The sequence below is a fragment of the Candidatus Dormiibacterota bacterium genome (assembly GCA_035544955.1).
Lineage (GTDB): Bacteria > Chloroflexota > Dormibacteria > CF-121 > CF-121 > CF-13.
This window is the reverse complement of sequence record DASZZN010000028.1, coordinates 59,613-80,499: the sequence shown is the minus strand read 5'-3', so window position 1 is coordinate 80,499 and position 20,887 is coordinate 59,613. Positions and strand designations below refer to the sequence as shown.

The 20,887-nt window shown below is 62.4% G+C and carries 19 protein-coding genes; 11 read left to right on the top strand and 8 right to left on the bottom strand.

What is annotated here, in order from left to right; all coding sequences use genetic code 11:
- The 7 genes from ortB to VHK65_09450 all read left to right on the top strand — a co-directional run.
- A partial coding sequence (ortB, locus tag VHK65_09480) for a 2-amino-4-oxopentanoate thiolase subunit OrtB (protein ID HVS06379.1) occupies positions 1 to 1,187 on the top strand: 1,187 nt, incomplete at its 5' end.
- Between the two features lie 2 nt (positions 1,188 to 1,189).
- Positions 1,190 to 2,323, top strand: a complete 1,134-nt coding sequence (locus tag VHK65_09475) for an ABC transporter ATP-binding protein (GenBank protein ID HVS06378.1) — start codon at positions 1,190 to 1,192, stop codon at positions 2,321 to 2,323.
- Complete coding sequence (locus VHK65_09470) at positions 2,320 to 3,255, top strand: sugar ABC transporter permease (protein ID HVS06377.1); 936 nt, start codon at positions 2,320 to 2,322, stop codon at positions 3,253 to 3,255. The genes VHK65_09475 and VHK65_09470 overlap by 4 nt, the downstream gene beginning before the upstream one ends.
- The gene (locus VHK65_09465) at positions 3,255 to 4,271 is read left to right on the top strand and encodes a carbohydrate ABC transporter permease (protein ID HVS06376.1); all 1,017 of its coding nucleotides are present in this window, start codon (positions 3,255 to 3,257) and stop codon (positions 4,269 to 4,271) included. The genes VHK65_09470 and VHK65_09465 overlap by 1 nt, the downstream gene beginning before the upstream one ends.
- Positions 4,272 to 4,288: 17 nt before the next feature.
- The gene (locus VHK65_09460) at positions 4,289 to 5,653 is read left to right on the top strand and encodes an extracellular solute-binding protein (protein ID HVS06375.1); all 1,365 of its coding nucleotides are present in this window, start codon (positions 4,289 to 4,291) and stop codon (positions 5,651 to 5,653) included.
- A gap of 11 nt (positions 5,654 to 5,664) precedes the next feature.
- Positions 5,665 to 7,320, top strand: coding sequence for a D-aminoacylase (locus tag VHK65_09455; GenBank protein ID HVS06374.1), 1,656 nt, complete (start codon positions 5,665 to 5,667; stop codon positions 7,318 to 7,320).
- Positions 7,321 to 7,410: 90 nt separating this feature from the next.
- On the top strand, positions 7,411 to 7,962 hold the full coding sequence (locus tag VHK65_09450; protein HVS06373.1) for an XRE family transcriptional regulator: 552 nt from the start codon (positions 7,411 to 7,413) through the stop codon (positions 7,960 to 7,962).
- On the opposite strand, the gene VHK65_09445 is transcribed toward VHK65_09450, so the two are convergent.
- Together VHK65_09445 and VHK65_09440 are read right to left on the bottom strand one after the other, a co-directional pair.
- Positions 7,943 to 8,371 (bottom strand): ester cyclase, encoded by a 429-nt coding sequence (locus VHK65_09445; protein HVS06372.1) that lies wholly within the window; start codon positions 8,369 to 8,371, stop codon positions 7,943 to 7,945. The two genes, VHK65_09450 and VHK65_09445, sit on opposite strands and share 20 nt — an antisense overlap.
- Positions 8,346 to 9,290, bottom strand: coding sequence for an amidohydrolase family protein (locus VHK65_09440; GenBank protein ID HVS06371.1), 945 nt, complete (start codon positions 9,288 to 9,290; stop codon positions 8,346 to 8,348). The genes VHK65_09445 and VHK65_09440 overlap by 26 nt, the downstream gene beginning before the upstream one ends.
- A 90-nt stretch (positions 9,291 to 9,380) precedes the next feature.
- Between VHK65_09440 and VHK65_09435 the strand changes: the two genes are divergently transcribed.
- The 4 genes from VHK65_09435 (at position 9,381) to VHK65_09420 (ending at position 12,437) form a co-directional block, all read left to right on the top strand.
- Positions 9,381 to 10,745, top strand: coding sequence for an FAD-binding oxidoreductase (locus tag VHK65_09435; protein HVS06370.1), 1,365 nt, complete (start codon positions 9,381 to 9,383; stop codon positions 10,743 to 10,745).
- Positions 10,746 to 10,958: 213 nt separating this feature from the next.
- Positions 10,959 to 11,111: a hypothetical protein gene (locus tag VHK65_09430; protein HVS06369.1), complete on the top strand. Its 153-nt coding sequence runs from the start codon at positions 10,959 to 10,961 to the stop codon at positions 11,109 to 11,111.
- 76 nt (positions 11,112 to 11,187) lie between these two features.
- Positions 11,188 to 11,541 (top strand): CBS domain-containing protein, encoded by a 354-nt coding sequence (locus tag VHK65_09425; GenBank protein ID HVS06368.1) that lies wholly within the window; start codon positions 11,188 to 11,190, stop codon positions 11,539 to 11,541.
- 284 nt (positions 11,542 to 11,825) lie between these two features.
- The gene (locus VHK65_09420; protein ID HVS06367.1) at positions 11,826 to 12,437 is read left to right on the top strand and encodes a hypothetical protein; all 612 of its coding nucleotides are present in this window, start codon (positions 11,826 to 11,828) and stop codon (positions 12,435 to 12,437) included.
- Between the two features lie 69 nt (positions 12,438 to 12,506).
- Here the strand turns inward: VHK65_09420 and VHK65_09415 are convergent, their stop codons facing one another.
- From VHK65_09415 to VHK65_09390, 6 genes are all read right to left on the bottom strand, one after another.
- A complete protein-coding gene (locus tag VHK65_09415; GenBank protein ID HVS06366.1) occupies positions 12,507 to 13,952 on the bottom strand; it encodes a hypothetical protein in 1,446 nt (481 codons plus the stop codon).
- Between the two features lie 56 nt (positions 13,953 to 14,008).
- Positions 14,009 to 14,587 (bottom strand): hypothetical protein, encoded by a 579-nt coding sequence (locus VHK65_09410; protein HVS06365.1) that lies wholly within the window; start codon positions 14,585 to 14,587, stop codon positions 14,009 to 14,011.
- Between the two features lie 2 nt (positions 14,588 to 14,589).
- The gene (locus VHK65_09405; GenBank protein ID HVS06364.1) at positions 14,590 to 15,198 is read right to left on the bottom strand and encodes a hypothetical protein; all 609 of its coding nucleotides are present in this window, start codon (positions 15,196 to 15,198) and stop codon (positions 14,590 to 14,592) included.
- 107 nt (positions 15,199 to 15,305) lie between these two features.
- Positions 15,306 to 15,893 carry a uracil-DNA glycosylase gene (locus VHK65_09400; GenBank protein HVS06363.1) on the bottom strand — a complete coding sequence of 196 codons (588 nt, stop codon included), beginning with the start codon at positions 15,891 to 15,893 and terminating at the stop codon, positions 15,306 to 15,308.
- A 382-nt stretch (positions 15,894 to 16,275) separates the two neighbouring features.
- Positions 16,276 to 17,646 (bottom strand): hypothetical protein, encoded by a 1,371-nt coding sequence (locus tag VHK65_09395; protein HVS06362.1) that lies wholly within the window; start codon positions 17,644 to 17,646, stop codon positions 16,276 to 16,278.
- Positions 17,630 to 20,575 (bottom strand): AAA family ATPase, encoded by a 2,946-nt coding sequence (locus VHK65_09390; GenBank protein HVS06361.1) that lies wholly within the window; start codon positions 20,573 to 20,575, stop codon positions 17,630 to 17,632. Before VHK65_09390 ends, VHK65_09395 begins: the two co-directional genes overlap by 17 nt.
- Positions 20,576 to 20,887 lie beyond the last annotated feature (312 nt).

Sequence of the window (20,887 nt, the reverse complement as noted above, 5' to 3'; positions counted from 1 at the left end):
GCCAGGGCGCGCGCATCCTTATAAAGGATGAGGCCGGCAACGCGGCCGGCAGCTTCAAAGCCCGCCGTGCGTCACTGGCTGTGGCGCATGCGGCCGACCTCGGTTACGAGGGGGTCGTTGCCGCCACCTCCGGGAACTACGGCGCGGCGGTCGCCTCGCAGGCGGCGATGCGCGGCCTCAAGGCCATCATCCTTCAGGAGGTCTTCGATTCGAAGTGGCGTGGCCAGCCCGAAATCCTGGAAAAGACCCGTGTGTGCGAGGCCTATGGCGCGGAGGTCTGGCAGGTCACGGTCGGCCCCGAGCTCTTCTACTGGCATCTCATCACCCTGGAAGAGACCGGGTTCTTCAACGCCAGCCTCTACACCCCCTATGGCATCCTCGGCATCGAAACGCTCGGGTACGAGATTGCCGAGCAGTGCCGGACCCGCTTCGGTCGCGACCCCGATGCGATCCTGGTGACCCATTCCGGCGGCGGCAACGTGACCGGGACCGCGCGGGGGCTCCACCGCGCCGGCGCGCATCCCGAGATCATCGGCGTGAGCGTCGACCTCACCGGCCTGCACATGGCCTCGGACCACGACTTCAACCGCAAGTCGTTCACAACCGGACATACCGGTTTCGCCTTTCCGTTCACCGTCAACCCCGACCGAGTCGATGTGCCGCGCAATGCCGCCCGCGGACTGCGATACCTCGACCGCTACGTCACGATCACGCAGGGCGAGGTCTTCTTCGCGACCCAGCTGCTCGCTGAGCTCGAAGGACTGGAGCGGGGGCCGGCCGGCAATACCTCGCTGGCGGCAGCGCTGTCGATCGCTCGACAGCTCCCCGAGGATGCGCTGGTCGTGGTCCAGGAGACCGAATACACGGGTGCCGGCAAGCATCCCACGGCGCAGCTCACGATGGCGCGCGAGCTCGGCATCGACGTTCGGATCGGTGATCCACGGGAGAACAAACCGGGCGAGCGAATCGTGATTCCCGACGACATCGACCAGGTGCGGACGGTGGACATCGACCTCAATATGCTCCGCCGCTCCTACCTCGGACGGATCGCCGACCGACGGCCGGATCGTCCGCTGAGCGACGAAGAGACCCGGTTCCTCGCAGATGACACCGGACTGAGCCTCGATGAGCTCGCGACGTTGTGGGACGAGGCCGGCCGCCGGCCTCGTGCGAAGGCGCGGGCGTAGGCATGGCCAGTGTCCGGCTCGAGCACCTCTCCAAGACCTACCGGGGCGGCGTCAGCGCGCTCCAGGACCTGACGGTGACGATTCCGAATGGCGAGTTCGTCTGCATCCTGGGGCCGTCCGGGTCCGGAAAAAGCACCGCCCTCAAGCTGATGGCCGGCATCGAGGAGGCGAGCGCCGGCCGGATCTTCTTCGACGACGAGGACGTGACCCTGACCACGCCGGAGCGGCGCGACATCGCGATGGTCTTTCAGTCGTATGGGCTCTACCCGCAGATGACGGTCGCCGAGAACATCGCTTTTCCATTGATGCTGCGCAAGGTGCCGAAGGCTGTGAGGGCCAAACAGGTCGAGGAGGTCTGCGGGCTGCTGGGGATCGGAAAGCTGCTTCGGCGTTATCCGCGGCAGCTCAGCGGCGGTGAGCGGCAACGTGTCGCGCTGGGTCGCGCCATCGTCCGAGACCCGCGCGTCTTCTTATTGGACGAGCCGCTCAGCAACCTGGACGCCAATCTGCGGGTCTCGATGCGGCAGGAGCTACGACGCCTGCACGAGATCCTGGGCGCCACCTTCATCTACGTCACGCACGACCAGGACGACGCGCTGGCGATGGGTGACCGCGTCCTCGTTCTGGCCGAAGGCCGGCTGCAGCAGTACGATGCGGCGACCCGCGTCTATCAGTATCCGGCCAATCGGTTCGTTGCGTCGTTCCTTGGCCGGCTGCCGATGAACTTTTTCCAGGGCACCCTCGAAATGCGCGGTGACCTCGTCACCTTTAGAAACGACGACCTCCTTCTTGCCGTGCCGGACGGCAAGCCCCCCGCCGCCGGCACGGCAACCCTGGGCGTGCGGCCGGACGCAATCGTCGTCCGTGCCGCTCACCCAGGCAAAGATGCGCCCGTTGGTTTCGTGCGCTGGCTCGAGGTCGTCCAACCCGACCTGTACGCGACCGTCGAGGTCGGCAGCCACCGGATCATCGCGAAGGTTCCCGACGGTGAGCCGCTCGAGGTCGGCCAGCCGGCCTATCTGCATTTCAATTCCGGGAAACTCCACCTCTTCGACCCGACGACCGGCGCCCGCCTGAATCCGGCACCGGAGGAGGCGCCCCCTGCGCTGAGCCGCAAACGGGAGGCGCTGGCGTGATCCAAGCCATCAAGCGACGGCGCAGCCCCAGCGACCTCACGATCAGAGGCGAGCAGCACTTTTATGCCGGCGTGTTCCTGCTGCCCACTCTGCTGATCGCCCTCGGGCTGGTGGCGTATCCGCTCGTGTACTCACTGCTCCTCACGGTTCGCAGCGCCGGCGACCTTCCCGGAACGCTGGGCCCCTGGATCGGCTTCAGCAACTGGACTCACCTGGCGGGCGACCCGGTCTTTCGCCAGTCCTTCGTGCAGTCGGTCATGTACGTGGTTCCGGCCTGCGTCGTCGGCGTCAGCATCGCGCTGGGCGTGGCCGTGGTGCTCAATCAAGACTTCCCCGGCCGGCGCATCGCTCGCGCGTGCCTTCTCATCCCATGGGCGCTGCCACCGGTGGTCGTGGCGGCCATGTTCGAATGGTTCCTCGACGGGCGACGTGGCCTTCTCGGCGCCTGGCTGACCGCGCTTGGGATCACCGCGCGTCCACCCGACTTCTTCAGCGGTATTCCCGGAACACTCTTTACCCTGGTGGGGATCCACGTCTGGAAGACGTTCCCGTTGCTCGCCATCATGTTCGTGGTCGCGCTCCAGTACCTGCCCAAGGAGACGGTCCACGCCGCGCGGATCGACGGGGCTGGGATGCTGCAACGGTTTCGCTACGTCGTGCTCCCCCACTTGCGGCCCACCATCGTGGCGGCGGTCATTATCGAGCTGCTCATCACCCTTCAGCTCTTCGACCTCATCTATGCGTTGACGCTCGGAGGTCCGGGTGCTTACTCGACCTACAACCTCTACTTCTACGCCTACAAGAACACGTTCGAGTATCAGGACTTTGGCTACGGCGCGGTGCTCGCCTACGTTGTCTCGGCGCTGGTCATCGTCTGCGCGCTGATCCTGACCCGCGGCCGTGCCACGCGCAGCCAGCTGGCGGGCGGGTGATGACGCTGTCCGGCCGCGCCCAGGCGATCGCTGGCGGCTCCATCCTGGTGCTGGCCACCGCGATCGAGGCGCTGCAGGTCCACTACCACGCCGGCTGGGTGTTCTGGCTCTGGCTCGTGGCCGTCGCCTTCGGCCTGACGCTCCTCGGCCGCGGGCTCAACGGCGTGCGCTTGGACCTGGGGACCCGGGTCGTCGCCGGGCTTCTGGCTATCGTGGTGGTTGCGGCGATCGTGGTGCCGTTCGTGGTGGTCGTGCTGGTCGGCTCGTTCCAGAGCCGGATCGAGCTGCTCAGCGGCCCGCACATCCTGCCGATTCACTTCACCACGGAGTTTTATGCGCAGTTGTTCAATGCCGGTGCCGGTTTCGGCTCCACCGCAGCGTCGGTCTATGGCGAGGCCTATCGCAATAGCCTGATCGTGGCGGCGACGGTCGCGATCTTCACCACCCTGTGCGCGATCCTCGGCGCCTACGCGATCGCCCGCATTCGGTTTCCTGGACGGGGCGCCCTTCACTCCGCCGTGATGATCACCTACATGCTTCCCGGGATCATCTTGTTCGTCCCGCTGGTCGGGATCATCAAGAGCCTGCAGCTGGTTGATTCGCTGCCGGGAATGTTCCTCGGGCACAGCGCCATCATTCTGCCCTTCGTGGTCTGGTTGATGGTCGGCGCATTCGACGCGGTCGACCCTGATACCGAGTACGCGGCGCGGGTCGACGGATGCAGCCGCGCGGGAGCGCTCCGGCGTGTCGTCCTGCCCCTCATCCTGCCCAGCATCGCGACCACGGCGGTCTTCGCCTTTTTGCTCTCCTGGAACGAGCTCCTGTTCGCGAAGGTCATGTACATCAGCCAGACGCCGATGCTGGCGCCCACCATCGTCAACTTCATGGATCCGATCAATCGGATCGAACCACAGCTCTCCGCGGCGGGAATGGCGGCGAGCGTCCCCGTCCTACTCCTGGCGTTGCTGATGCAGCGCTACGTCATCCGCGACATCGGCGAAGGCTCAGTCAAGTAAGAGGAGGAACAATAGACATGTCCGAACGTATCACCGTTCCCGACTGGACCAGGCGCGACTTCCTGAAGACCTCGGCGATGGCCGTGGGGGGGGTCGCGATGGCGGACCTCCTGGCTGCCTGCGGTTCGAGCGCGGCAACTCCGCAGGCGCACGTGACGCTCAACGTCTTGCTTGCCAACCACACTCCTTACTACGCGTACATCAAGGGCAGCTTCGAGCAGAGCAACAATGCGAGCATCACGCTGACGCGCGAGGCGTTCGCGCTCCTACCGGCGAAGCTCTCGACCGCCTTCGCCAGCGGGGGCTACACCTGGGATGTCGTCTACCTGTGGCGTGCCTGGGTGGAGCAGTTTCGCAAATACCTGACGCCCCTCGACTCACTGAGCTTCACCCCGGACACGAGCGACATGCTGCCGGTTTCGCTGAAGCAGATCAAGGCGACAGACGGCAAGTTCTACGGCTTGCCGAGCAACGTCTATACCTATGTCCTCTACGCAAACAAGACGATGCTGAGCGCAGCCGGGGTCGCGTTCCCGACCAATTACGAAGACTTCGTGGCCGCGGCCAAGAAGATGACGACCGGCGGGAACTTCGGCTACGTCGACGGCTGGGCCCCGGGCTACCTCTTCCCCAAGTACTGCGTCTGGCTCCATCTCAACGGCGGCTCGCTGTACGGCAACCCCGGCGTCGGCGAGCGGGTCAACTTCGACAGCGCCGAAGCCAAGCAGGCGACGGCGGACATGAAGGCGCTGCTGCCCTCCATGCCTCGCGAGGTCGTCACCTCGCCCTGGGGCATTTACGACGTCGAAGCCAAGAAGGTGTTCTTTTCCGGCAAAGCGGCGATGCTGATCGACTACCAGCACATCTGGTACGAGGGCGTCGATTCGAGTGTGTCGACCATCGGGGCCGGCAACGTCCAGGTTGGCATCGTCCCTGGCAAGTCGAGCGGCCCGAAATCGGGCGGCCAGTATGTCGGCGAGTGTTTCGCCATCCCCAAGACGGCGAAGCAGCCGCAACGAGCCCTGGAGCTGCTCAAATATTTCTCGAATTCCTCGAACCAGCTGGGGTTGCTGACCAAGCGGACCGCACTTCACCAGTTCGATCCTGCCGGCGAGGACGGCTTTCCAGCCTACAAGTCCGACTACACCAATGGGTCGCTTTCCGGGACGGACAAGCAGATCGTCGACACGACCTTCCAGCAGCAACAGTACAAGGGTGACCGGTACGAGACCCGTCCCGCCTATCAGAAGATCGCCGACACGATCGAGGCGGCGGTGTCTTCGGCGCTGACCGGGCAGTCCACCATCTCGGCGGCCCACGCTTCCGGCCAGTCGGCGCTCGACGGGGTCGTCACTGACGAGAAGGCGGGCAAGTTCGCGTAGTGGTGGCGTGAATGTTTGACACCCTGATCGTAAACGCGCGGATCGCGGACGGAACCGGCAACCCATGGTTTCCAGGGGAAATCGGCATCACCCGCGACCGCATCGAGGCCGTCGGTAAGCTCGACGGTCAGGCCGAGGCCCGTCTGGTGATCGATGCCCGGGGGCACATGGTGGCCCCCGGGTTCATCGATATCCACTCCCACAGTGAGTTCCTGTTGCCGGTCAAGGGCCACGCGCAGGTGCTGGCGCCCTTCGTCAAGCAGGGAATCACGACCATCGTGACCGGCAACTGCGGCTACGCGCCGGCGCCCGTCAACGTCAAGACGCTCGACCAGATGAAGAGTTACACGACCTTCCTGAAAGGGGAGGAGCTGCCCTGGGAATGGCGCAGTTTCGGGGAGTTCCTCGACTACCTCGAAACGAATGGGGTGTCAATGAATGTCGTGCCGATGGTCGCCCACGGCCCGGTCCGCATCCACGAGGTGGGATTCGAGGGGCGCGAGCTGACGCGTGATGAGTTCCAACGGATGAAGGAACTGATCCGGCGCTCTGTGGAGGAAGGCGCCTTCGGCTTTTCGACCGGTTTGCTGTACGCGCCGGGGATCTTCGCCCCCCCGGAGGAAATCATTGAGCTCGCCTCGGCGCTCCCGAAGGACGCGATCTACACCAGCCACGTCCGCGGATCGAGTGAGACCTTGATCCCGGCCACCCGCGAAGTGATCCGGGTGGGAGAGGAGAACGGCATCGCCTGCCAGCACTCGCACATCGAGGCCTTCGGCCGGCCGAACTGGCCAAAGATCGATCGGGCGATCGAGCTCCACGAGCAGGCCCGGGCGCGCGGAGTCGACACCGGCTTCGACGTCATCCCCTACATCGCCGCCAACACCACGCTGCTCGCGATCTACCCACCCTGGGCGCTAGCGGGCGGCGTCGACGCTCTGCTGGAGCGGCTTCGTGACTCTCAGACTCGCAAGAAGATCGCCCAGTCGATCGAGGAGGATGTGCCCGGCTGGCCGTGCTGGATGCCGGGCGGGTGGCCTCACAACCTGGTCGAGGCCACCGGGTGGAAAAACGTGTGGGTGATGTGGGTCGAAAGCGAACGCAACAAGCATCTCGAAGGCAAGAGCCTCGAGGCAATCGCCATCGAGCGTGGCAAGGATCCGTTCGAGGTGGCGGCGGACCTGACGCTGGAGGAGAACGGGCACGCGATGTGCCTCTACTTCGGTGTCTCGGGCGAACTCAATGAGGAGGCGGGGCTGGAGAAGCTCATGGCACATCCCTACGCCTCCTTCGAGACCGACGCGATCATCACCGGCAAAGGCGTCCCGCACCCGGCGGGGTATGGGGCGATGCCGCGAGTGCTCGGCCATTTCGTGCGCAACCGCAAATTGTTTTCTCTGGAAGACGCGGTGCGGCGCATCACCTCGCTGCCCGCGCAGCGGTTCGGCCTCAAGAAGCGGGGTGCGATCCGGGAGGGCGCGTTCGCCGATCTGGTCGTCTTCGATCCGACGACGATTGACGACAAGACCACCTACACCGAACCGACAAGGGAGCCGGTCGGCATCGACTACGTCATGATCAACGGCCAGGTGGTGGTCGACCACGGTCGATTCGACGCGAAAACGCTGGCGGGGCAGGTAGTTCGACGGGGGGCCGCGAACGCGTGAGGTCGCCGTCGCTTGACCGTCTAATAATCACTTAACATCGGGGCGGAGATGGGGTCGAAACGGGGCACTGGGCCGGCGGAGACGGAGACGGTGGCGATCGAACGCGATGCCGAGTTAGGCGGCCGCATCCACCAGTTTCGGTTGGAACGAGGGTTGACCCTGGCGGGGCTCGCCGCCCGGGTCGGGGTGACCCGAAGCTTTCTCAGCAGCGTCGAGCGAGGGATCGCCTATCCCTCGATCATGGTGCTGCGCTCCATCGCGGCCGCCATGGAAATCCCGGTTTTTCTCCTGTTTACCGGCCGCGAGTCGAACGGCATCGTGGTCCGCAAGCGCCAGCGGAAGATGATTCGCCAGCCGAACGCGCCCTATTCGTACGAGCTCATCTCGCCCGACGTCCAGCATCGGATGGAGATGATCATCATGCGGCTGCGCCCCGGCGCCGACCCGGCCCCGCGAGCGCATGAGGGCGAGGAATGCGCGCTCGTCCTCAAGGGGCACGTCGTGATCACCGTCGGCGGCATCGACTACGAGCTGAATGAGGGCGACTCGATCTACTACAACGCCGGGCTGCCGCACAAGGCCCGGGTGGTTGGAGACCAAGAGGCGGAGGTCGTCTCCGCGATCACCCCACCGAGCTTTTAAGGTCAGCGCCGCTCAAGCCAATCTGCGATAGCAGTGATGCAGAGTCGTAGTAGACCGTCTCTTTGGTGAAGAGGGTGCCGTTGTGTTCGTAGATCGACACGGCCTTGATGCGGAAGGCCTTGCCGGTGGGGGAATGGCCGAGGAATTCGCCCCGCATCGTACCGAGCAGGTCGTACTCCGCCGTGACGTAGCGACCGCCCTCGAAGACGTTGCGGATCTCGATCCGCAGGTCCGGGAAGGCGTCGTAAAAGACCTGCATGAAGTCGCGCATCTCGGCCTTGGTCCGGCAGGGCGTCGGCACCGACGTATCTTCGAAGTAGACGTCGTCGGTGTAGTAGCTGAGAACCGCTTCCAGGTCGCCGCGGCTCAGGTCCGCGATCTCGTCACGGACAGCCTGCGACGGGTCCATTCGAAACTCCCACCGATTCCCTCAGTCCTAGCAGGCGCGCCGCGTTCTCGCCGAAGAAGCCGGCCTGATCCTCCTCGGTGACGTAGGGTTCTAGCTCGTGCTTTCGCGTATAGGCCGCGACCTTAGAGAAGAGTTCCAGACCGTTGGTGAACGGCACATACGGGTAGTCGGTGCCCCAGATGAAGCGGTCCATGACGCCCATTTTCTTTGCGAAGCTCCACACTTGCGCAACCTTCCAGAGCGGGATTCCCTCGGCCCAATAGGCGAAGTCGCCCCACACGTTACGGAACTTGCCCATGAAGAAGATGACCTCCTCGGCCCACATGAAGCCGGTGTGGCCGATGACCAGCGTGAGGTCGGGGAAGTCGACCATGACGTCTTCGAGATAAAGGGGATGGTCGTAGGCGAGCATCTTGCCCTTCGGCATGGCGCTCCATCCCGTGTGCACCATGACCGGCACCTTGAGCGCCTGGGCGGCCTCGTAGAGGGGCCAGATGCGGCGATCGTTGAGCGCCACGTAGTTATACGAAGGTAGCATCTTCAGCCCGCGCAGGCCATACTTGGTCACCGCTACCTCGAAACGCTTGGCCTCTTCGTAGCCGCCGGTCGGGTTCCCCGTGAAGAAACCAATCAACCGGTCGGGATACGCGTCCACCATGCTCTTGACGTACTCGGCGGAGTTCGGGTCATAGGCATTCCACGGCATGTAGCCCACGCCCAGCACCACCGACTTGTCGATCTTGCCCGCGTCCATGTCCTGGATCAACCGTTCGACCGGCACGCAAAAGTCCTCGGGCCGCCAGGGCTTACCCGTCAGCCAGCAGTCGCCCTGGAACATCTCCTTGATGTAGAACTCGCCCAGTGCGCGAGGCCAGTCGACCTCGTACCGCATCATGTGCACATGGAAATTGATGACCATGTTTCCCCTCCGAACGGCTGTCGAGACTGTCAAGTTGCATAGTACACTCTGCCCCAGACGTCAACCACCACTGGTTTACGGGAGGGTGGCATGGCAACCGTGACGAGCGAACAGGCGCTCGCTTCTCTGGCGGCGCACGTGCACGGCAGCGTTCTTCAGCCGGGGGAGCCAGCGTACGACGCGGCACGGCGGATCTTCAACGGCATGATCGACAAGCGGCCGCGGGTCATTGTCCAGGCGCTGGGGGCCGGCGATGTGATGCAGGCGGTGCGCTTCGCCCGAGAGAACGACCTCCTGGTCGCGGTCCGAGGCGGCGGACACAACGTTGCCGGACATGCGGCCTGCGACGACCAGATGCTGATCGACCTATCGCGCCTTCGTAGCGTGCGGGTTGATCCCAAGCGCCGGGTCGCCCACGCCGATCCGGGATGCAACTACACGGACTTCGATCTCGAGTGCCAGGCGCACGGTTTGGCCACGACCGGGGGGACTGTGGCCAGTACCGGGATCGCGGGGCTGACCCTCGGGGGCGGGCTCGGCTTCCTGATGGGCAGCTACGGCCTCGCTTGCGACAACGTCCGGTCGGTCGACGTCGTGCTGGCGGACGGCCGCTTCGTCAAAGCGACTGCCGACGAGAACTCAGACCTCTACTGGGCCGTGCGCGGCGGCGGCGGCAACTTCGGCGTCGTAACCTCCTTCGAATTTCAACTCCACCCGGTCGGAGCGTTGTTCGGCGGCATGGTCATCTGGCCGATCAAGGATGGCCGCGAGGCCCTGCAAGCGTTCCGTGAGGTGACGATGGGCGGACCGGATGAACTGAGCTGCGCCTACGCGATCGTCATGCTTCCGGGGATGGGCACGGTGGCGCTCGTTGCCGCCTGCTACAACGGGCCGGCCCACACCGGCGAGCCCCTGATCCGTGTCCTGCAGAACGTTGGAACGCCGCTGGATGATGGGATCCGCCCGATCAGCTATATCGAAGTCCAGCACCTCTTCGCGGAAATCCCGTTCGGACTCCAGAACTACTGGAAGGGCCACTTCGTTGGCGAGATGCCTGACGCGGCGATCGATGCGGTGATGGATGCGGCCGGCGCTATGACCTCCGAACACTCGGCCATCCTGATCGAGGCGCCCCACGGCGCCGCCAGCAGAGTGGCGGACGCGGACACCGCCTACAGCCAGCGGGACAAACGCTTCAACATCAGCGCGCTCGCAATCTGGGAAGAAGATGGGAATCCGCAGCGACATATTCAGTGGACGCGTGCCTTCGCCGCAAGGATCGAGCCGCTGTCGGGCGGCGGCGCGGCCTACGTGAACTACCTCAGCGACGACGCCAGTGCCGAAGAGGTCAAGGGTGCCTATGGGGGAGAGAAGTACCGGCGGCTGCGGGCGTTGAAGGCGAAGTACGACCCTCAAAACGTCTTCCGCTACAACCAGAACATCCCGCCCGCTTAGCCATGCAGGGAGCGCCATAATCTGGTGATGGGCGAATTCGCCGTCGTATTCGACGATCGGGCACAGCGCTGGCTCAATGAGCATCCCAACCAGGATGCACTCGTCATCGCCTACAGCGACACGCGCTGTTGAGGCGGAGGTCACATCCGTGACCTGCGGCTCCGTCGGAGCCGGCGAGGCGATGAACGGTCCGAGCTTGTCGACATCGGCGCGGTGGCCGGCCGGCGCATCCTCCTCGACCCGCGAATCCGGCGTCGCATGCCTCGCGAGATCCCTGTCACCGTTGGTGGCCTCGGACCCTTCCGCGGACTACACCTCGATTTCTCCGGGGACGAGTGGGCGCGGCTGCTCTACGACTCGCCGTAGGCTCGGCCGACGCGTCGGGCGCCCCTGACTGCTCGCATAATGGCAGCAGGCACAGATGACCGCCGTTCGCGAGGTTATGACCGCGGAGCTGATCACGGTGGAGCCCTCAACCTCTGTTGCAGCGGCGGTGACCGTCATGGGGATGCAGGGAGTGGGCGCGGTTCTCGTGATGGAGAAAGAGAGACTGGAAGGAATCTTCACCGAGCGGGATCTGGTCCGAGCGATGTCCCACGACGTTTCGTCATCGAGCCAGCCGGTAGCTCAATGGATGACCCGAAGCCCCGTCACGGTGGGCCCCGAAGCATCTGTTGAGCAAGCTCTGGAAATCATGCTGGCCGGGAACTTCCGGCACCTCCCTGTGATGGAACGCGAGAATGTGGCCGGAATTGTGTCGATCCGTGACCTCTCGCGTGCCACCCTGCGCGACTGATGCCAGGAAGTCGATCCACGGGTCCGTAAACTCGACCCGCACGGGGCCTCCAATAGGAACATACTGAGGTTAGAAACCGGCGGCCCAGGGGCCTCCTGGTAAACCAGGGCCCTACATGGGATGGACGTTCCTGTACCGTCGGTTTTCCCCCTCAGCCAGCCTTGCGAGCCAGGGAATGCCAGTGGGCACGCTCGGCGAGGCCCACCCCGCAATCTGGCGGAAAGTCAGCCCGTCACGTGATCCGAACTGATCGTCATGTTCGGACGTGTGTGGAGGTGCTCCTGATGTACGCACGATTCACGGAAGGCACGATCGACCCGAAGAAACGAGAGCAGGCGGAGATTATCGCCACGTCGATCTTCACCGCTGCGAGAAAGCAGAAGGGCTTCAAAGGCGTGAGCTTCTGCCTTGACCCCAAGGGGGAGGCCGTCTTTTTGAGTCTGTGGGAGTCGAAGGAGGCGCTGCTTGCGAACGAGGCCAGCGGCTACTACCAGGAGCAAGTGGCCAAGCTGAAGGACGTCCTCACCAAGCCGACCACTCGGCACGTGGCCGAGGTGAAGGCGCAGGAGGAGACGCACAAGACTCCCAAGGCAGCTCGCCTGACCATCTCGGGCATCCGCAAAGATGCCGAGGCGCAGGCCGTCCGATTGGCTCAAGACGTGGCGCGCGCCGCCCGCAACGAGCCGGGCTTTGTTGCCTGGTACGGTGCCCTGACTGACGACAGCAAGATGGCTGCCATCAGCTTCTGGGACTCGGACGACGCTATGAGGAAGAGCGAGAGCCGCTACCTCAAGGATGCTCTGAGCAGGCTAAAGGAGATCTCGACGGGCGAGGCGCAGCCCAGGCCGTTCGAGGTCGTGGAGCACGAGATCCCGGCGGTCGCCGCCGTTCATTAGTCGTTCGTCAGCGAGAGCGAGGCCGGCCCGAGGACCGGCCTCGTTTGCTTGTGCGACCGTGAAGGCCGCCTACGTCATCCCGCCGCGGAGGACGCACTCGAAGAGTCCGTAGACGTGTCCGGGTCGCCCGAGGCCTGGCCGGTCGGGGTCGGGCTCCTCGATGTTCGTCACGCCGTCGCTCACCATCAGCACGTGAGCTCCGTCCGACTCCTTGAGATTCCGCTCCCAAACCTGGGACATCGCCGGATCATTGGCGATGACGTAGCCGGCTCGTTGGCCCATAACCGTAAGCAAGGGGCCCTCTGGTCTATTGATCACCGTGACTCCCAGGGGTCGTGCCCGCTTTAGCCGATCGACCACGCCGGCGAAGGCGCGATTCGAAGGCGTGATCGTGATCACCGGGACGCTCCTGATCCCGGCGGGGAATACGGCGTCACTACGAACCACCACATCAGCCTCGTGTCTAAAGGTGGAAAGGCTGTCCGGCGGCATCACTCCGATCTGGATCTCGGAGCCATCTGACAGCAGATCCTGCGTAATCTTGATGCCGATAAGGTCGCCTCGTCTCGGAGGCGACTCCATCTCCGGAGCTTTTCGGACGTGATACCGGCCGCGACGTCCAGTCGGCAGGTCGAGATTGCCCCAGGTGTCCGCGCGTCCGCCTCCCTCGAAATGCTTCACCACACCGGCGAGCGCGAGCGCCATCGGCCAGGACTCCCGACGGTCCAGCTCTCGAAAGCCGCTCTCTTGCATGCTGATGAAGCTGGGGGTCAGCGCCGCATCTGCCGGCCAGCCGTACCGCCTGGCGCGCAGGAAAAGGTCGGGGTGTCCCTCAGTTCCTTCCAGCTGCGTGAGCAGCGTGCCGGGCGGAGGACCAGTGCCCGATTCCATCAACGTGCCGGCGCGCTCACGCCCAGGAGTTAGTAGGATGCCCGGTTGCGTGGAGCCGTGGCCGATGATGGTGGCGATGCCCTCCAACCGCTCGCTGCCGACCTTGAGGTCGATGAGCAACGCGTCGTCCGAGGTCCATTGCTGCCATGGTGCTGCCTCCATGAACCGCCGCGCCTGTTCGTAAAGCAGCGTCGCGTCTTCAGGAAAGAGCCGCTCCTCGGCGGGCTGCCGGCCGACAATCTGCGTGATGAAGTCATCGAATACCCACTCGGCTCCCTCCTCGGGAGTGACTTCCTCGACGACGGTGTCGGGACGAAACCCGGCGTCGTCTTGGAGCGATTCCAGCACCGACTCCAGGGCTGGGACCAGTCCGTTCGGAACCTGGATCCGGTCGGGAACCGCGCCTTGCATCCCTCGTGCCGGCTCCTTGGCCGCGCGCGACAGGGCGTCTCTGAGCGACTCCTCGATCGTCGAGCCTGCCTCGACGGCCCGGGTGCCTCTGTCGGTGAGGTCCAGCACCATCGTTGTGAACGTCGCCGCCTCGACTTGGCGCAGCCATACCGACAGATCGCGCTGAAGCACCAGCCAGGTGCGTCCGTCAGGCCAGCTTGCGTCGCCCTGCACGCTCGACATAATGCGCGCTTGTCGCTCAGAACGGTGCGAAATGGACGTAGAGTGGCCTATTTCGGTCTCACCAGCATCACGTCAGGCATCGCCAGCAGTCGTGCCGGCAGGGTGGCCCGCGGATGGGTTCTCCTTAACTCCCGACTGATCTCCAGCACGCGCTCTCCAAGCTCGAGCGTCCCGACACGGTAGCGATTCCAGCGGTCGCGACTCTTCGCCTCCATATTCGCCGCCATCGAGAACCTCCACATGCCGCTGCGCTGGATGGGGGCCGCCAGCCGGTGAAAGTCCTCCGACGGGATCAAGAACGTCGGGTCGGCCAGTCCCATCGACTTCGGGTCGAGGTAGGCCACGAAGTACCAGTAAAAGGGGCTGTTGACCAGCCGCTCGACAGCCACGTCGAAGAAGATGTTGATGTACCGCACATTCTTCGACATCTTGTGCAGGCTCATCGCGCTCTTGACCTGGCAAGCGAATCCCATCCCGTACTCGCCCCGGATATGAATTTCGTAATCGCGCCGCTCGTCGTCGGACATCGGCTTGGCCAGCTCGATCTTGCCGCCGCTGCCCACCATGAGGAACTTCGCGAACTCGTTTTCGACGATCAAACCTTGCTGCACCGAGCTGATCCGCATGGCTACGTCGTCCGAGCCCAGATGAGCTCCGGCATCTCGAGCAGCTGAGAGGCGTCGATCGAGGCGGGCAGCTTCCGAAGGTCGTCGATGACCTGCTTTACCTTCTTGCCCAGCGCCAGCTGGCTGACGCGGTACGGCTCCCACATGTCGTGCGAGCCTGGCTCCATGCTGGCCTGAAATGTGAAGAGCCAATCGTCGCCCTTCTTCCTCGGGCTCGCGTGCTCGTGAAGAAATGCCGAGGGCACCAGAAAGGTTGGATCCTCGAACCGGATGGTGGCCGGGTTGAAATAAGCCAGGAAATACCAGAAAACTGGGTCGTTCACCACGCGGCTGGCCCGCACCCCGAAGTGGACCCGCAGATAGAGGGCGTTGGCGCTCAATCGTGTCAGCTCCATCGCGCTCTTGACCTGCAGGGCCAGGGCCGACCCGTAGCGGCCGTGCACGTGAACCTCGAAGTCCCGGCGCTCCTCATCGGTCAGCGGGGCAGCCAGCTCGATCCGGCCGCCGCTGCCCATCATGACCAGCTTGGCAAACTCGTTCTGGGTAACGACGCCCTGCTGGACATACGAGATCTTTGAGGCTCCGCCCTTCGAGCGTCCTTGATTTCCCATTTCAGACCTCCCGGAGTCAGTTTTCCGAAGCGTACAGCCCAACCCGCCAACTCGGACATACAGCTGTCAAAACGAGGCCGTGGGGTTTAGCCGTTCCCGGCGGAGTTTTAGGCTGAGGGGGCCACCCGGCGGGGTGACCCGTCTTCCAGCAAACGGACGCATTTCTGAAGGTCCTCGATAAATAGGGGCTTCTTACGCCCGTCCCGACGGATGTATCCGGGGTGGAAACTCGGCACGATTGCGATCCCACCAATATCGATTTGCTGTCCGCGCAACCTTGTCATGCCTAACCTGACGTTCAGGCCCAACTCTCTTGCCGCGGTCACTCCCAAGGAGAGGACTACCGACGGATGGACCGCCGCGAGGTCCTCCTTGAACACTCGCCCGTCTGCTTCGATCTCCCTTTTGCTCGGTTTTCGATCCTTACGGTTGCCTGCGGCGGTAAGGCTCCAGGGCCGAAACCGCACGACGTTCGCCATGAAGACATCCTCCCGAGAGACGCCCATCTCTGACAGCAGGTCGAAGAGCAGACTGCCCGCGGGGCCGACAAAAGGCTTGCCCTGTCGTTCTTCCTCAGCCCCAGGGGCCTCGCCCAAGATAAGGAGGCGTGCCGCCCGGTTGCCTTGATTGTCGACCCGGATTGCGCTTGCCGAAGGGTCACGGGGGAAGATCTGGGCGTCTAATTGATTAGGCATTCTCAACGAGTACAACCGGTGGCAGCTTGATGACATGCGTTTGTTGGCGTTCCGTGGCGCCGCTTACGCGCGACAGACAGCTGTCACAACGCGCTCGGACAATCGCTCTTATGAGGAACTCGACGGGGACGCTCAAAGGAGCTGACGCCGACGATCTCGCGAACCACTATGAGTTCCTGCTGTTATACGACCTATCGGTGCCGGCCGATCTCGTACAGAAACTGAGGGAGGCTCACCGGAGGGTTCACCTCAGGGGTATCGACCCGCTCCGTAAGCCCGGACGATAGATAGCTGACAACCGTCTCGCTCCCTGCCTGCCGTGGCCGGCACCATCCGGGAGTCAGCGCTCGCCTTGCAAAGCCGCCTTCCTCGCTGGGTCTGATCACGCTGCCACGACCGCCGGCACCGCCCCCATATCCGGTTGAGCTTTAGTCGCACTCCCGAGAAGTTCCAGCAGATCCCGCACGAGCTCGCGAGCAATAGCAGTTGCGGGCTGAGCCTCTCGTATTCGGCTTAATACAGTCGGAATGTCGATTCCAAAGCCGTGGATGCGGCCCCCCACGCTTCCCTTGGTGGTCTGTACCGCGAGGTTGAATCCTCTTGCCTCTTCAACGGCTGGAAAGATGATGCCAGCGGTTGGCAAGCTTCCCGGGGCGGCGAAGGCGTACGCGTATAGAAATGCCTGGTAAATGTCGCTTGGCGACACCTTATGGTCCGAGTAAAGCTTGTACTTGCTATCGATCGGTACGATTCGCGCCGCACTACCCATACCGGACTTGAGCAATAGGTCTGGGATCACCGTGGAATAGTTCTTGCCTTTCTCGTCCACAACGATCGAGTGCGTACGGCTCTGTGGGCTGACGCGGTGCTCCGTGCCCTGAAAGGCATTCTGCAAGAGCCTTTCCACAAATTCCTCGAACAGGCGGTTCATATCAAACATGAAAGCGAAGGCCTCCGCCAGGCCGGCCGTGTAAACATCCTTGATGGCACCGCCTCCGAGAAGTAGAAAAGCCCAATGGTGCCCTCGTTTGTAATGCGCGTTTCGACGATGGTAGGCGAGTTGCTGACGCGTCGTTTGAAGATCGAGGTTATCCGTGGGACACACTTCGGAAAACAGTGGCTCGATGTGCCTGACCATCGCTCGTACCCGCTCGTTCCTGCAAACCGCACGAGCCTTACGAAGGGCAACGGCTAAGATCCGATTTTCGAGAATGTCGGACTCGTATTCGTCAAATCGGCATTCGAGTCTATCGACCTGACCATAGTGGAGACGGATTTGCCGGTCGATCTGAAGACGCCCTCGCGGTGCGCTGAGGGTCTCTTCATGGGTCACGTAATCGCTTAGCAGGCCATGGCGAAGTACATACTCACATTGGTCCGCCAGCAGCCAGCAAACCAAATCCACCAGGCTGTCGCCGTCCCCCTCGAGGTGCTGCAGAGCCTCCAGCCTGCGAATCGAGTCGAGGCCGTGAGTGTAATCCAGCATCTGCAAGATGCCGAGGTTCCCGCCAACGAATTTGGGGACAACTCTGACCTCGAAGGTCTCGAACCGAACGACGCCTACCCAGGAGCGACTTGTGATTCGTGCACGGTCGCCTTGAAGCCATTGAACGTCAAGCATGAGGTCGTTCTGCTCATGCAGGCTGCGGGTTAGCGCCGCATCAAATTTCGTCTGACGTACGTCAGGCACCTCAACGGTTTGCCACTCATACATCACAACAGGAGGGGGTAATGCCTTAACTTTCGTCGGCATCAACTTCCCCGGACTTGAATTCTGCTGCTAGTGCCTCGACAAGCGCCTGCGGGTCATCCAGAACCTCCTGTTTCAGGCGTTGCCTCACAGCATCCACTAAGCCGGGGCCCAGAATTTCAGTGAAGATGTCGAAGTCGTCGTATGCATACTCTTGAATGAGAGGCACCACTTCCCTCAGGAAGCGTGGGGCGAACGCCTCGGCTGTCGTTACGGGCGCTCCCTGATCGTCTAAGAAATAGGAGTGCCCAATCTGCTTTTCGCGCCCAACTTCCTTCGCAATCCGCTCATTCAGCTGTCGAAGGAAGAGGTCTAATGACAACCGACCCTCGACGCTCCCGCCGGAAAGTAAGTCAGCGTTCGGCATGAGCTCGATGAACGAAAACCGGCGCCGCAAGGCGGCATCTAATAGCCTGATGCTGCGATCAGCAGTGTTCATGGTGCCGATCATGAACACGTTGCTCGGCACCCCGAACCGCTCTCCGCTCTGCGGTAGTAGGACTTGAAAGGCTCGCTTGTCCTTTTCTAGGAGCGTGATGAGCTCCCCAAAGATTTTTGGGATGTTACCCCGATTCACTTCATCGATGACGATAAGGTAAGGCCGGCCTTCCGGATCCGCAGCAGCCTCGCGGCAGACTCGCATGAACGCACCTTGTCTGAGCTCGAGCTCCAGGCCACCCTTTCCCTCTGTTGGTCGTGGTTTATATCCCTCGATGAAATCCTCGTATGAATATGAAGGGTGAAAGGTGACCCGGGTTAGGATGGCAGCGCGTTTCGGGTCATTGTTCGGAACCAAGGTGAGTTCTTCCTCGACGTCTTGGAAAAGATCCTTGTCGCCGAGTACCCACTTGGCGTCTTCCTTCTTCCAGGCGCTTCGCAACCACCAAACGGAAAATCGTCGAGCGTTGTATGTTTTGCCCGTTCCCGGAGGTCCGTAGAGGATGGCCTGGCCTCGGCGGTCGAGTTCGTGCCCGAGCATTTCCAGAAGATCGCTCGGAGGCGTCTCGGACTTCGACCCGGCGGGTGCAGCATGCATGATTCGTCCATAAAGCTCTTGCGATACGTTGGCAACCGTCTTCATTGCCCACTGAGGGACGGGTTCGATATCAGTCTCGGCCGACACGTCCCATTTGACGCTGACGGTGTGCTTGTATTCGGGCCGCTCCGGTCGCCAAACATACCCGGGCTCAACGACGGTGCCTATTGCGAGGACATGGGAGATACCTTTGTTAGCGATGACTAGATCACCAGGCTCGAGCTCCCGGAGCGTCCATACTTCTCCCGCCTTGAGACTCGTGGCAGCCTGTGAGCCCTTGTATTCATCAAGGTACTGAGCTGTGAACTCTTCTTTAAATTCGCCCTCGGACCCAAACCGGCCGAGGTCACCAACCTTATCCCAGCCGACGCAGATGAAGCCGCCCTCTCGACACTCATCCCACAGGATCGCATCCCGGCCCGGGGCGATTTTGACTATGCGCTTAGTCTGACGGGGGTGGGCCCACTGATAAAGGAATAGGCCGACTTCGAAAGTCGACCATCCCTTGAACTCCGGCCTCGCGTAGATCAAATCGAAGAGTCGCCGATTTGCCGCGACAGCGGTGAGCGTAGCTGGCGGGCCATCCAACAAGCGCGTGAAGTGCTCCAGATGGGCCGATGAATATATGGGCAGCAAACGATCCGGAAAGTAGGTGAAAATACTCTTTGTACGGAGCGCAGGCCCCGGACGGAGGGGGCCGAGCGCCTCAATCGCTGAGAAATCGTACTTTTCCCCCAGTTCAAACGCCTGGACGAAAGCGTCCCTAACTGCATTCCACGCGGTTTCTTCGCTGGAATACTTGGGGTCGAAGTACCAGCCGGGTTGGGTAGCGTGCTTATAGATGATTAGCTTCCGGGCTGACCCACCACGAATGCTACCCAACCTAGGAGAGCCAAACTCCATCACATAACAGAAGGTGTCGCCGTCCTTGTCTTGGCCCAGCGCGAATTGCTGAAGAGTCATCGTCGGCCAATCCGATAACGGATACTTCTCGACGATCGCTTTTCGTTCCAATTCGGCTGCCTCTACCTGGCTCGAGGCGCTGTCCCGATTCCAATCCGCTAAGGCCTCGGCCAGCGTGCGAACCTGGAGGCTTGTTGAGATCTTTTCTGGGGCCAATTCGGGTCCATGCGGCTCCGCGACATCCAGGCCGACGTCCTCTCTGAGCATCGCGGTGATGCCACGCGAGTGGGCGCTCATGTAGGGTGATCGGCTGGCTGTTTTTGCAGCTCGCAGAATTGCGTCCCGATGAGCATCCTCAAGCTCAGGCCAAGCAGTAGCGAGTTTTTCGGCCTTAACTGTCACTGTCTGGAAATCCGGCATAAGTCCTGTCTTCCACGGCTCTACGGCACCGGCTTCTCCGAGTGCAGCCAATTCTTTATCGTCCATGCCCACCCCCGCCACGACCACGTTGACCTCAGACGGAACCAGGTCAAACACGAAGACTCTTCCGGCAATAAGCCGAAAGCGAGTGTCATGCATAGACACTGACCAACTGCCAGGGCGAGCTTCATCCGACCATCTGATACTGGCTGCCAACCGTTCCTCACAGTATTCCCGTACCGCTTGATCGGGATAGAAGAGCCTCATAAGCGCACGCGCAGTGTCAGCACTTGTGCGGTCAAGTTCGCCTGTCGACTTGGCCTCGACACGAGGCTCTTGGTTAGCGCTCCACATCTTATAGAGGCGCTGAGCCTCCTTATGAAAAACTGATGGGTCTGGGTAATCCGCAAGGGCGCGGCGTCCGGCGTTGGTTATTGACCAGATGCCCTTGATCTTTGTCAGCCAGCCGGCCTTGGCCTCGTTGATCGAGGTGAAGCGTAGATTACTTTCAAAGCGTCTTTCTTTTGGGTAATCCGGTATCGGTTCCAAATCGGCCGCAGTCAGGGGAAGCATCGTGGCGACCTTATCGAAGACGCTCGCTAGCGGAATCCCAATCGGATCCGCGGCGGTGGCTTCGCACGCGGCTCGCATCAGCGTGGCTCGGGGAGTCAGCGAGTTGGAGGTGGTGGAGGAGGCTAGCTTAGAATCGCTCACTTACCATCAACCCGATCACGCCTCAACCTGAGCCCCCATCACATCCAACTTTCCGTAGCCGTCAGCTTTTAGTATGGTGATCGCGCTCGATTCGCCTGTCAAGCGCCAGCCGAAACCCGGCCGGGCATTCCCTGTATTCCCATTTGTAGCACCGCTACTGGCGAGCAGCAG

Excerpts from the sequence above, each read along its gene's own strand:
- VHK65_09405 (HVS06364.1), bottom strand. The coding sequence starts at position 15,198 with ATGGGAAATCAAGGACGCTCGAAGGGCGGAGCCTCAAAGATCTCGTAT.
- VHK65_09425 (HVS06368.1), top strand. The coding sequence starts at position 11,188 with ATGACCGCGGAGCTGATCACGGTGGAGCCCTCAACCTCTGTTGCAGCG.
- VHK65_09445 (HVS06372.1), bottom strand. The coding sequence starts at position 8,371 with ATGGACCCGTCGCAGGCTGTCCGTGACGAGATCGCGGACCTGAGCCGC.
- VHK65_09475 (HVS06378.1), top strand. The coding sequence starts at position 1,190 with ATGGCCAGTGTCCGGCTCGAGCACCTCTCCAAGACCTACCGGGGCGGC.
- VHK65_09440 (HVS06371.1), bottom strand. The coding sequence starts at position 9,290 with ATGGTCATCAATTTCCATGTGCACATGATGCGGTACGAGGTCGACTGG.
- VHK65_09395 (HVS06362.1), bottom strand. The coding sequence starts at position 17,646 with ATGCCGACGAAAGTTAAGGCATTACCCCCTCCTGTTGTGATGTATGAG.
- VHK65_09465 (HVS06376.1), top strand. The coding sequence starts at position 3,255 with ATGACGCTGTCCGGCCGCGCCCAGGCGATCGCTGGCGGCTCCATCCTG.
- VHK65_09410 (HVS06365.1), bottom strand. The coding sequence starts at position 14,587 with ATGCGGATCAGCTCGGTGCAGCAAGGTTTGATCGTCGAAAACGAGTTC.
- VHK65_09460 (HVS06375.1), top strand. The coding sequence starts at position 4,289 with ATGTCCGAACGTATCACCGTTCCCGACTGGACCAGGCGCGACTTCCTG.
- VHK65_09420 (HVS06367.1), top strand. The coding sequence starts at position 11,826 with ATGTACGCACGATTCACGGAAGGCACGATCGACCCGAAGAAACGAGAG.
- VHK65_09390 (HVS06361.1), bottom strand. The coding sequence starts at position 20,575 with ATGCTTCCCCTGACTGCGGCCGATTTGGAACCGATACCGGATTACCCA.
- VHK65_09435 (HVS06370.1), top strand. The coding sequence starts at position 9,381 with ATGGCAACCGTGACGAGCGAACAGGCGCTCGCTTCTCTGGCGGCGCAC.
- VHK65_09400 (HVS06363.1), bottom strand. The coding sequence starts at position 15,893 with ATGCCTAATCAATTAGACGCCCAGATCTTCCCCCGTGACCCTTCGGCA.
- VHK65_09455 (HVS06374.1), top strand. The coding sequence starts at position 5,665 with ATGTTTGACACCCTGATCGTAAACGCGCGGATCGCGGACGGAACCGGC.